The 12,051-nt window shown below is 48.9% G+C and carries 11 protein-coding genes; 10 read left to right on the forward strand and 1 reads right to left on the reverse strand.

Translation table 11 applies throughout. The features are described 5' to 3' along the window. The first annotated feature begins 8 nt into the window (after nt 1-8). The 9 genes from sufU (at nt 9) to ACG3M1_RS11305 (ending at nt 8,979) form a co-directional block, all read left to right on the forward strand. Nucleotides 9-458: a Fe-S cluster assembly sulfur transfer protein SufU gene (gene sufU / locus ACG3M1_RS11265; RefSeq protein WP_002608831.1), complete on the forward strand. Its 450-nt coding sequence runs from the start codon at nt 9-11 to the stop codon at nt 456-458. Next, on the forward strand, nt 451-1,851 hold the full coding sequence (sufB, locus tag ACG3M1_RS11270; RefSeq protein ID WP_002608832.1) for a Fe-S cluster assembly protein SufB: 1,401 nt from the start codon (nt 451-453) through the stop codon (nt 1,849-1,851). The genes sufU and sufB overlap by 8 nt, the downstream gene beginning before the upstream one ends. Then, nucleotides 1,835-2,362 carry a 5-formyltetrahydrofolate cyclo-ligase gene (locus ACG3M1_RS11275; protein WP_008817402.1) on the forward strand — a complete coding sequence of 176 codons (528 nt, stop codon included), beginning with the start codon at nt 1,835-1,837 and terminating at the stop codon, nt 2,360-2,362. The genes sufB and ACG3M1_RS11275 overlap by 17 nt, the downstream gene beginning before the upstream one ends. Before the next feature lie 228 nt (nt 2,363-2,590). After that, on the forward strand, nt 2,591-3,334 hold the full coding sequence (locus ACG3M1_RS11280) for a GDSL-type esterase/lipase family protein (RefSeq protein ID WP_009269189.1): 744 nt from the start codon (nt 2,591-2,593) through the stop codon (nt 3,332-3,334). Continuing rightward, nucleotides 3,331-3,789 carry a DUF4358 domain-containing protein gene (locus ACG3M1_RS11285; protein WP_009269188.1) on the forward strand — a complete coding sequence of 153 codons (459 nt, stop codon included), beginning with the start codon at nt 3,331-3,333 and terminating at the stop codon, nt 3,787-3,789. The genes ACG3M1_RS11280 and ACG3M1_RS11285 overlap by 4 nt, the downstream gene beginning before the upstream one ends. A 7-nt stretch (nt 3,790-3,796) precedes the next feature. After that, on the forward strand, nt 3,797-5,179 hold the full coding sequence (locus ACG3M1_RS11290; protein WP_008817399.1) for an MBOAT family O-acyltransferase: 1,383 nt from the start codon (nt 3,797-3,799) through the stop codon (nt 5,177-5,179). A gap of 12 nt (nt 5,180-5,191) precedes the next feature. Next, nucleotides 5,192-6,334 carry a DHHW family protein gene (locus tag ACG3M1_RS11295; RefSeq protein WP_009589094.1) on the forward strand — a complete coding sequence of 381 codons (1,143 nt, stop codon included), beginning with the start codon at nt 5,192-5,194 and terminating at the stop codon, nt 6,332-6,334. Nucleotides 6,335-6,392: 58 nt separating this feature from the next. Further along, complete coding sequence (locus tag ACG3M1_RS11300) at nt 6,393-7,796, forward strand: GntR family transcriptional regulator (protein WP_008817397.1); 1,404 nt, start codon at nt 6,393-6,395, stop codon at nt 7,794-7,796. A gap of 556 nt (nt 7,797-8,352) precedes the next feature. Further along, nucleotides 8,353-8,979, forward strand: coding sequence for a GDSL-type esterase/lipase family protein (locus ACG3M1_RS11305; protein WP_008817396.1), 627 nt, complete (start codon nt 8,353-8,355; stop codon nt 8,977-8,979). A gap of 135 nt (nt 8,980-9,114) precedes the next feature. Here ACG3M1_RS11305 and ACG3M1_RS11310 read toward each other — a convergent pair whose 3' ends face one another. Then, nucleotides 9,115-10,656, reverse strand: a complete 1,542-nt coding sequence (locus tag ACG3M1_RS11310) for a nitrite/sulfite reductase (RefSeq protein WP_008817395.1) — start codon at nt 10,654-10,656, stop codon at nt 9,115-9,117. A 182-nt stretch (nt 10,657-10,838) separates the two neighbouring features. Between ACG3M1_RS11310 and hemA the strand changes: the two genes are divergently transcribed. Further along, on the forward strand, nt 10,839-12,050 hold the full coding sequence (gene hemA, locus ACG3M1_RS11315) for a glutamyl-tRNA reductase (RefSeq protein WP_009269186.1): 1,212 nt from the start codon (nt 10,839-10,841) through the stop codon (nt 12,048-12,050). Nucleotide 12,051: the final 1 nt, after the last annotated feature.

Genomic DNA, 12,051 nt, shown 5'->3' on the forward strand with positions numbered 1-12,051 from the left:
TAGTAAAAATGAGTGACTTAATGAAGGATCCGATGATTTTGCGTTCCATCATCATGGATCATTATGAATACCCAAGAAATCATGAGCTGACAAAGGAGGACGGCTATGTGCAGAAGCATATGGCCAGTGAATCCTGCATTGATGATATTTATGTACAAAGCAGAATACGGGACGGTGTTGTGGAGGACGTGCGCTTTGACGGTGTGGCATGCACGATCTCCACTGCCTCCACCTCCATCATGAGTGAGCTGCTGAAGGGAAAACGCGTGGAAGAGGCAAAGGACATCATCGCCAATTATTTTCACATGATCGATCAGCGGGACTATGATGAGGAGAAGCTGGAGGAGGCGGTGGCATTCCACAATGTGGGAAGTCAGGCCAACCGGATCAAATGCGCCACCATCGGCTGGAAGGCGATGGAGGAAATGATCGAGGAAAGCGAGGAGCGTCATGAGTGAAACCAGAATTCCGGTAAATGAAGAATATAAATACGGCTTCCATGACGAGGATGTCAGTATTTACAATACGGGAAAGGGACTGACCAGAGATACGATTCTGGCAATCTCTCATAAAAAAAAGGAGCCGCAGTGGATGCTGGATTTCCGTCTGCGTGCCTTTGAACAGTTTGAAAGCATGGATATCCAGACCTGGGGTCCGGATGTGACCAATCTGGATTTTGATGATTATACATACTACATCAAGCCAAGTGATAAAACGGAGAAAAGCTGGGAGGATGTTCCGGATACGATCAAGGATACCTTTGACAAGCTGGGGATACCCGAAGCGGAAAAGGAGTTTCTGGCCGGCGTAACCACGCAGTATGATTCCGAGGCGGTGTATCACAATATGCTGGAGGAGGTGGAATCCAAGGGCGTCATTTTTCTGGATACTGATACAGCCTTAAAGCAGCATCCGGATCTGTTTCAGAAATATTTCGGCAGGCTGGTACCGTATACTGACAATAAATTCGCAGCCTTAAACAGCTGTGTGTGGAGCGGGGGAAGCTTTATCTATGTACCAAAAGGGGTAAAGCTGGAAAAACCGCTGCAATCCTATTTCCGTATCAACACGGAGCGGATGGGGCAGTTTGAGCGTACGCTGATTATCGTGGATGAAGGCGCGGATGTGCATTATGTCGAGGGCTGTACGGCACCGACCTATTCCAAGGATTCGCTGCATGCGGCTGTCGTGGAAATCTTCGTGCATAAAAATGCACGCTGCCGCTATTCCACCGTACAGAACTGGAGCGATAACATCATCAATCTGGTGACCAAGCGCGCCAAGGTGTTTGAAAACGGAAGTATGGAGTGGATCGATGGAAACATCGGTTCTCAGACGAATATGAAATATCCGGCCTGTATTCTGGCAGAGCCGTATGCAAAGGGAACGTGCATTTCCATTGCCGTTGCAGGGAAGCATCAGATACAGGATGCCGGAGCCAAGATGATTCATCTGGCAGACCATACCTACAGCAATATCGTATCCAAATCCGTTTCCCGAAACGGAGGCGAGGTCAATTACCGCGGTCTGGTGCTGCATGGTCCCAATGCCGCCTTCGCGAAAAGCAAGGTGGAGTGTGATACGCTGATTTTGGACAAGCAGTCCCGCAGCGACACCATACCGACCAATATTTCCAAAAATATGACATCGCAGATCGAACATGAGGCAACCGTTTCCAATATCAGTGAGGAACAGCTGTTTTATCTGATGAGCAGGGGATTAAGCCGCAGTGCTGCGACCGAGATGATTGTAATGGGCTTTCTGGAGCCCTTTACCAGAGAACTGCCGATGGAATATGCGGTGGAGCTGAACCAGCTTCTGAAGCTGGATATGAGTGACTCCATTGGATGATGTCAGAGCGCGTGCGCTGAAGCGCAGGAATGCACTGAGCAGGGAAGAACGCATACAATACAGCCGCAGAATCTGTGAACGTGTACAGCCATTGCTGCACGGTATCGTTGCACTGTATCGTGCTGTGGGCAGTGAGGTTGATCTTTCCTATCTGAATAAAAGCGGTCTGCATCTTTGTCTTCCGGCATGCAGCAATGCGGATATGCGCTTTTATCACATTGATGAATCAACTGAATATCGGAAGAGCAGGTTTGGTATCTGGGAGCCGGTCCATGCACTGCCTGCCGAAGCATCGCAACTGGACATTGTTCTGGTGCCGCTGGTAGCCTTTGATGAAGCCTGTAACCGCATGGGACATGGCTGTGGCTATTATGACCGCTATCTGCCGGTGTGCAGAGCAACAACAATCGGTATCGCCTTTGAATGTCAGAAGGACATCCTGCAGCTTCATGCGCATGACGTGCCTCTGGATATGATTGTGAGTGAACAGCAGATGTATCGTAGAACGTGAACCGAATGTGTGTCCTGCACATTCGGTTTTTCTTTCGATTATACAAATGGTAACATTATAAGAAAATAAGTTTGGGCATATGATAAACTTTTTTAGACTGACCTTCGTCTAAAGAATGTAAGAATTCAGGATTTCTTCAAACACGCTGCTTTTTTGGCGGAAGCCTTTTGATATCCTGTATAATTCTAACGGAATACACAAAAGCTTGTTGAAGATGGGAGAGATTATATGAAGTACAAAACACCAGTTTCCCTTGTGCTTGCGGCCTCGGCCTTGCTTATGCTGGGCGCTGTGCTGCCCTCGGTGGCAGCTGATGGACAAAGCACACAGGTCAAGAAGGGACATGCGGTCATGGAAAAGCTCGCCAAGCAGAGCGTGGCTTCTGTGGATAAGAAGATAGCTGCCCAGGAGCAGAAGGAGCGTCTGCAGAAGCTTTCCTCGCAGCCGCTGTCGCTCCGGTTTCAAAATGCATTGATCATGGGAGATTCTCTGGCTGAGGCATTTGGTGATTATCAGCTTGTTAGCAGCAGTAATCTTCTTGCCACACGGGGGCGGCGTACGGATAATATCGATCAGGAAATAGCAACTGCGATATCACTGGCACCGCGTACGATCTTTCTGTCCTACGGCATGAACGATCTGGAATACTGCCGGGGAAATGCACAGCGGTTTATCCGACAATATAAGAAACAGATCCATAAGCTGAAAGAGGCCTTGCCAGATACGAAAATTTTTATCAATTCACTCATACCGATGGATGCGGCAGCAATTGCCCAAGTACCCGTATATGCCAGGTATAAGGAGTTTAACGAGGCCTTAAAACAGATGTGTGAGGAAGAACAGATCACCTATATCGATAACACGGCTTTGATGGACTGGTCACCTGCCGTGTATGAAATCGACGGTGTGCATCCCAAATATTCCTACTATCCGATCTGGCTGGCACATATGGCAAATGAGGCCGGAATATGAAACGCAATATGATATACGTACTCTGCATGCTGCTGGCTGCTTTCGCATTTGCACTGCCCTTTGCCAGAGGCAGCAGGGAAATCGATCTGGATACATTGAAGAAGCCGCTTGCCCCCTATGTGACAGATATGGAGAAGAAGGATGCCGCATGGTTACGCAAGCAGTACCATCTGGATAGTGCCGCATATGAGCAGGCGCTGGTTTACGGTGCAGCCTCTGCGATGGAGGTCAATGAAATCGCAGTATTTAAGCAAGCGGACAAGACGAAGCGGGAAGCGCTTCAAAAGCTTTGTCAGGAGCGTACAAACCGGCAGCTGAAAAGCTTTCAGGGTTATGCGCCCAGACAGAGTGCACTATTGGAAAAAGCCGCCGTTTACGAGGATGGGCGTTATGTCGTTGTCCTGATTCATCCGCAGCAGTCCCGGCTGCGGCAGCTGTTGAAGAAGGCCTGGTAACCGTGCTATGACATTTCCATCCCTGATATTCCTGTTTCTGTTTCTACCCTGTGCACTGGGACTGTACATCGTGGTGAAGCCGAAGGTCAGGAAGGTATTGCTACTGCTGTTCAGCCTGTTTTTTTATGCATGGGGCGGGATTGGCAATGCCTGCTTATTACTGCTGTTTGTTTGCATGGTTTACGCTCTTGGCCGCTATATCGGAGCGGTTGAGAAAAAGCGGCGTGCACGACGGTTAACAGAAAGCATACTGCTGCTGGTAGTGCTTCTGTTTTATTATAAATATTACGGCTTTTTTCTGGATACTCTGTTTGCGGTCTTATCCGTACCCATATCCTATGAGGTGCTGCCTATGCCGCCCGGGATATCCTTTATCACCTTTACAGCAATGGCATATCTCATCGATATCCGTCGCGAAGTCATACGGCCTGCCTCCTTTTTACAGGTTGCGGTCTATCTGACATTTTTTCCAAAGCTGATCATGGGACCGATTGAACGCTATGATGTATGGGCAGGGCAGCTGAAAAACACCTGGCAGCCTGCCATGCTGGAGGAAGGGGCCATCCGCTTTCTGATGGGGCTTTCTCAAAAGCTGCTGCTGGCAGATGCACTGGCACCGCTTTGGTCCTATACAAGCACGCACAGCGTATCCATGGCCAGCGCCTGGCTGGGCCTGCTTGCATACACCTTTCAGATCTATTTTGATTTTCAGGGCTATATGAATATGGCAATCGGACTGGGAAGGATGTTCGGTATTCGTCTGCAGGAAAACTTTGATCATCCCTATACATCGACCAGCATCACGGACTTCTGGCGCCGCTGGCATAGGACTCTGGGAAGCTGGTTTCGCGATTATGTGTACATTCCACTGGGAGGCAATCGAAAGGGCTTGTGGCGGACCCTGCGAAATCTGATGCTTGTATGGGGGCTTACCGGATTCTGGCACGGTGCAAGCTGGACCTTTCTGCTCTGGGGACTGTATTACGGCATATTGCTCATACTGGAAAAATTCGTGCTTCATCCCTACCTGAAGCGGCTGCCGTCGGCTGCTCGCATGATGCTTACCTTCGCTATGGTGATGCTGGGCTGGGTGCTCTTTGCCAGTGACGGACTGTCCCAGGCGGTCGTGTACTACAGACAGCTGTTTACGACAACCCATGGAGTCGTCGATAGGCAGACACTTTCCCTGCTTGTGAATTACGGCTTCTGGCTGTGTGCGGCAGCGGTGTTCTCCACCCGTGCTCCGCTTGTAGTAAGCAGTAATCTCATGTATGCCCTGCGTGAGCAGCAGTGGTTTTTGAAGCCGGTGCTGACCATTGTCGTGCTTGTCATTCTGCTGTCCTGTCTGATGTCTGCAGGATACCAGTCATTTCTGTATGTGCAGTTTTAAGGAGGTATCGCTATGAAAATCAGGAATGCTCTTCGCAGCTATGGTGTCATCTCGACGATGCTGCTTTGTATGATCGGCTTTATCCTGCTGCATCTTGGACATCGGGACCTTGCCTTTTCAGAAAAGGAAAACCGTGTTTTACAGCAGCGCCCCGCTGCGGATATGGCAGCCGTATTCCATGGCAGCTTTCAGAAGGAGAGTGAAGCATGGCTCCGGGATCAGTTTGATCAGCGCTTTGCACTTGTACAGCTTCACGCCAACCTGAATTATATACTTGGGAAGCGAGAGCTGCAGGATGTTATTATCGGCCAGGACGGTATTCTGTTTCAAAAGCAGGAAAAACCAAATCAAGAACGGCTTCAGACCAAAGCAGGGCAGCTGCGGTCATTCGCAAAGCGGCATGGGGATAAGAAGCTGTCCATGCTGCTTATCCCCAATAAGTCGGCAATCTGGAAAGAGAAACTGCCAATGTACGAGCAGGGGGAGGACCAGCTGGAAACGTTAAAGGATTTTCATAAAAAGCTGCCGGCTGCCATTACCTGGATCGATGCAGCAGCACCGCTTTGGCAGCACCGGGGTGAGGTGCTGTATTATGCCAGTGATCATCACTGGACGACGCGGGGGGCAGCCGTTGCCTTTGATGCATGGTGTGCAGCGGAAAAGAAGAAGAGAAAAACAGACTATGAGGTATATACGGTAAACGATCAGTTTTACGGTACACTGGCAAATGCCAGCGGCTATTATCGCGGTAAAAAAGATCATGTGGATATTTATGTGCCAGAGAAATCACAGGAGCTTGTGGTCACCTATGTACAGGAGCAGCGAAGGACTGCGACTGTATTTGAACGGGACAAGGCGGCATCCGCAAATCCGTATGATGTATTCTTTGGCGGCAATCATGGTCTGATGCAGCTGGATACAGCGCAGAGTGGCAAACGGCTGCTCGTTATCAAGGATTCCTACGCCAACTGCTTTCTGCCGTTTCTGATACCGTATTACAAAAGCATCACCGTTGTTGATCCGCGTTATTACTATGATGATCTGGACAAGCTGATCGAAGAGCAGGGAATACAGGAAATTCTGTTTCTATATAATGCAAATACCTTTTTCAGTGATGATTCCCTCAATGAGATACTGAAAAAAGAAGTGAAGTAAAAAAGAGTACCCAAACAGCGGCAGGTGCGGTATACTGTAGCTGTTGGAGGGTGATCGCATGGAACAGGAAGCAACATTATATCGGCAGATCAGTCGTCAGCTTCTGCAGGATATTTATAAAGGAACCTACCCCTATGGTACAAAGCTGCCTTCTTTGCAGGCACTGTGTGAGCAGTTCGGAGTCGGAAGAAATACGATTCGCGCAGCTCTAGCACTGCTGGAGAAGGATGGGGCACTGCAGCGGGAAAAGGGGAGCTGTGCCCGGGTAAGTCTGGATATACATCATCTCGAGAAGAATCGGTATTTTCTGTATCGCATGGCCTGTTCACGGGATGGAGTTGCTCATGTGTATGATGCTCTGGGGATGTTAATGCCGACAGCAATCCATGCAGCCTTACAGCACGCCGATGCACAGCATTTGGAGGAGCTGCAGTTCGGGATTCGTCAGCTGACGCAGAAGGAGCATACCCTGTATGAGCTGAACGAGGCTCTGCAGCAGCTGTATCTGAAGGTTTTAGGCTTTCTTGGAAACGCCTATCTTCTGGATTTGACAAAGCAGCTTCTTGATTTTCTGTATCTGCCCTATGCGAAGAAGGAGAATTCCGAGGAAGCGCTTGCGGATAATAAGGTGAAGCTCAGTGAAACACTTGCCAAGATTCTGCTCGTTGTCATGCAGAATAATCCATTCATGATGAAAAAGACGATACGCTATTTCTGCGAGACTACAAAAAAGGACAGCATGCGTTATCTGGAGCGGATCTGTAAGGGAATCCATCCGCAAGAGGGAATTGAATTTGAATGGTATACGGGGCGTGAGGTGTCCTTTCTGTATATGAAGACGGCGGGAAGCATCGTAAAGGATATTGCGGAAAACCGCTATCCGGATGGTCATCTGCTGAACCTGGAGCAGCTAAGCGAGCGTTATGCGGTATCCCTGCGCACGATACGCAGGACAATAAAGTTTCTGAATGATCTGCAGCTTGTGGAAACACGCAACGGACTGGGCAGCCGCATTGTATATTCTTCACAGCAGAAGATATCCTCTCAGCAGCAGGAACAGCTGCATCCCCTGCTGGATTATTACATCTGTATGCTGGAGCTGACAGAGCTCCTCGCCAAGGCAACCCTTTCCGTATGTATGGAGCGCTGTACATGGAAGGAGCTGGAAGGTCTTGCAAAGGAGATACAGGAGAAAAAGAGGTTGTCACCGGAATCGGTTCTGTTCATTATAAAGCATCATGAGAATCCGTGTATCTGCAATATCGCAGAGCAGCTCGAGGAAGCGGTAAGCGGCAGTATGCTGATCCGAACGCTGTTTGGACATGAAGCCGATGAACAGACACAGCAGGATATGAAAAGTCTGTGCCAAACACTGCGCAACAGAGAACGACGCAGGGCGATACAGCTTATGCAGTCCCTGCTGCATAATGAAACGGGCAGCTGGAAAATGAAGAGGTGCTAAAGGCGCTGTCATATTGCGGTCACGGTCTTTGCATACATGAGAAATGCAGCATACTACTACTTATCAGGAAAGATATTGCCTGGTAAGTTTTTTTATTTGGGCAGGCCTGTATACCGGATAAAAATAAAAGAAAGCTCATAAGCATACCTCTTTTATCTGTAGGAAATCTGGGGCAATCGAAGCAGAGCTTCGTGTAACTGCCTTTTCTCATTGCCTTTTTGCAGATAGCGGAAGTAAGCAAAAGCAGAAGATATGAATGCGGTATTTTTGCAGTTAAAGCATGTGCGATATAACAAGCAGAAAAGCAGCCGATAGGACAAATATCATCCTGATATGCAGGCGAAAAGGCTTTGCGGGTTAGCTGTGGCAGCCCTTGCTTTCATAATGACAGACATAGAAAAAATATAGCACCGGCTGAGTTCGCATCGCATATACATCTGATGAAATTCGTTGCTCTTACTGTTGAAATTATCACACATGCATCATATAATGATAAGTGGTACTACTACGGGCAAGGATCGTGTATAAAGGATTATGGAAATCCGAGGTGGATAGAATGATGACAAAATCAGATGCAGATGGACAAAACACAAGCCGCTACCGGATTTCAAAAAAGAAGCAGACACAGCCGATTTACGAGATGGTGCCCTGCTATGAGGAAGCAGTGATTCTGGGGGATTCACTGGCAGAATCCATACTGGATTTCCGCCTGCTTCGAAAACATAATGTTGTGGCAAAGCGGAACCGCTGCATCGACAGTATTCAGGGCGATTTGCTGTTTGCTATTTCCATGCAGCCCTCGGTGATTTTCATGGAATATGGAAAAAATGATATGCTCCGTTCCGGGAAAGATCTCAATGCCTTTATTGCCTGCTACCGAAGACAGATACAGATGCTGCAGAGTGCTTTGCCACAGACGGCAGTTTATATAAATTCCATTCTTCCGTTGAGAAGAGATGTCATGCAGCGCAATGGCGGGGAGCACAGGTATCATAGCTATAACCGGGCGCTTAAGGACATGTGCGATGCGCTTCAGCTCACCTTTATCGATAACAGCTCGCTGATGGAATGGGAGGATGAGGTCTATGAGTATGATGGCATACACCCGAAGTATCCCTATTATCCGAAATGGCTCCGGTATATGGCTGCCTGTGCGGGTCTGTTACCGAAAGAATCGGATTGACAGGGGCTTCTATGCATCATATATCAAAGAGAGTGCGGAAGCGAAAAAGAAAAGGTGCAGATGAACCTGCACCCTACAGACAGTGGTGACAGAAATACTCAGGATGAAGCTAAGCATTTCCATACTGTCGGATTCTTATTTTAAATATGTATTCAGAATGGCATCCAGCTGTTCTTTTTCTTTTTCCAGCCAGGTGTTGAAATCCATACCGGCTGCGGTTACGGCATCGGCAATGGCCGCTAAAAACAGACACATGTCCTCTTCCAGAACAACACCGGCAACATTTCCAAAGCGTTCGTGATACAAAGAATCACTGCCGGATACACTGAGGGTGAAGGCCGGATACGGCTTGCGGTCAATGACCTTTACCGTTCCCTGAAAGCCCAGCTGTCCAATCTGATTGGTTCCGCAGGAGCTTGGACATCCGGAAATAAATATTTTCGGCAATACATGATCTGCATAATTTTTTTCTCTGAGATAGAGGATGACATCCTTCAGCACACCCTGGGAATCGCGCAGCCCCACCTGACATGTGGAGGCTCCGATACACGCCGTACTTTCTTCAAAGGTATTGCGGGCACCATCCCCTGTGACAGCCAGTACACATTTGGCCTCGGCAGCGGTACAGTTGATGATGTAAACACCCTGCTGGGGAGTCAGACGCAGCTCTACAGCTTCCATATCCCGAATGCAGTCATAGATTTCCTGCAGCTTCTGCGGTGTCAGACTGCCGCCGATCGGGTGATAATAGACAGCATACAGCCCATGCTGCTTCTGGGCAAAGACTCTGCGATCGCTCAGCACTTGTGCATCACCTGTTTTCGTGATTGCCTCCTCACGGACAGCTATGGTAAGGCTTTGTCCCTGCAAAGCGCGTTTTAGACGCTCACGATAAGCATCCACAAAGCCCTCACTGCCAAGCGTTTCCTGCATATAACGGGTTCTTGCCTTGGCGCGGTTTTCATAATTCCCAAATTCCATGAACATCAATACCATCGTGGATACATAATATAGAATTGTTTCCGGTGCGACATGCTCACCCACACGTACACCCATGCGCGGATTGTTACCAAGTCCTCCTGCACAATATACATCAAAGGTATGATCCGGATTGGCAACAAAGCCCAGATCACGGAAGGTCGCATGTGCCTCGTTGCGCGAAGAGTTTGTAAACGCAACCTTCAGCTTGCGTGGCAGGGTGTACTTGTTTACGATGGACAGCAGGTATTCGCCGACACGCGCCGCATAGGGAAGGACATCGAAAGCCTCCTGCGGATCCACACCGCTCAGTGGGGAACACATGACATTACGCGGGAAATCACCGCCGCCCCCACGGCAGACAATGCCGTGATCCAGAGCATTTGACATGATACTGGGAATCTCCATACCGCTTAAATCATGCAGCTGGATCGTCTGGCAGGTCGTAAAATGCGCTCTGCTTACCCCATGCTCCTTACAGGTATCACATATGAATTTCAGCTTGTCCTTTGTCATGACCCCCTGATTCATACGAAGCCGCAGCATGAAGCTGGTGGCACCCCGCTGGGCATAGCTTCCAAAGCCTCCGGAATAGCCTTTAAATTCCTTTACATTCAGTTCCTTGTCCAGAAACCGTTTGGTCTGTGTACGGAAATCCTCGATTTCCGAACGCAGCTCTTCTCTCAGATCGTCGTTCATAAATTCCTCCTTGTTAAAATTGCACTCATGTATCATAGTAGCACGAATTTGGCACATCGACAAATTGTTCTGTGTTATAGGGGTATAAGGAATTCTTATACGGTTTCTATCCTGCCTGCTTGTATCTGCATCCTACAGCCTTTATAATATATCTGGTTGGATTTTTAGGAAGAGGTGAAGGCATGGAGTTCGGGATATACGGTGTGTCTTATAAGGAAGCCGATGCGGATGTGAGAGATTGTACTGCATTTTCCGATACACAGAAAATGGAGCTGTATAATCAATTGCTGGATGTGGATATCACACAGGCTGTGATTCTATCCACCTGCAACCGCAGCGAGCTGTATTTCATATATGAAAAGGAGGAACAGCTGGATCAGATAAGGAAGCTGTTTCTGGCGGCTGCCGGAAAGGCTGTTCCGCTGTTTTTGAAAACAGGCGTGACTGCTGCCTGTTATCTGTTTGAGGTTGCTGCCGGATATCATTCCATGGTGCTTGGCGAGGATCAGATTCTGGGGCAGGTACAGAGCTGCTATCAAATGGCCAATCAGTGTCAGGCGTGTGGAAAACAGCTGCATCGCATGTTTCAAAGCTGCTTTGCGGCGGTTAAACAGCTGAAAACAGCATATAAAATCAGTGAGCATCCGATATCAATTGCCTATCTGGCTGTGAAAAATATCCGCAATGCCATGTCTTTGCGCAATGCGAGTGTTCTGGTTATCGGGAGTGGAGAAATGGCTGCACTGATGCTGCAGTACCTGCAGGAAGAGGAGCTGTCCGCATTGTATGTGTGCAGCCGCAGCCGATACAAGGCCCGGCAGGTGATGTCAGCTGCTATGGAATACATTCCCTTTTCGAAGCGCTATGAGGTTCTTCCATACTGTGATGTGATCTGTTCCATGACAGCCTCCCCGCATCGGATTCTGCGCAGGGAGGACATGCCGCCGATTGATCGAAAACAGCTGTATGTGGACTTGGCGATGCCAAGAGATATCGATCCGCAGCTGGCACAAAGGGGGCGTGTGGTGATTGATATCGATCATTTACAGCGGGAGGCCGATGAGCAGCTGGAGCAGCGAAGAGCCCTGCTGCAGAAGGCTCACGCCATGCTGGAGACTGCGGCACAGGAAGCGTATGCCAGCCTGCATTCACAGGAGGTGGATCATCTGATTCAGTCTCTGCAGCAGCGTAGTGAGCAGATGGCTGCTGATACCTATGCCCTGCTCCAAACAAGGCTGCAGCTCAGCCCGCATGAGCAGCAGGTGCTGAAAAAGGTTTTGCACACCTCCTTTCTGCGAATGGTCAAGGAGCCGATGCTGGCCTTGAAAAAAGCGAAGGGGCAGGATCAGCAGCTGTATGCGCGGCTGCTGGAAACGATGCTGAAAGGAGACTGAT

Source organism: Clostridium sp. 10cd* (genome assembly GCF_044336395.1).
GTDB classification, from domain to species: Bacteria; Bacillota_I; Bacilli_A; order Erysipelotrichales; family Erysipelotrichaceae; genus Clostridium_AQ; species Clostridium_AQ innocuum.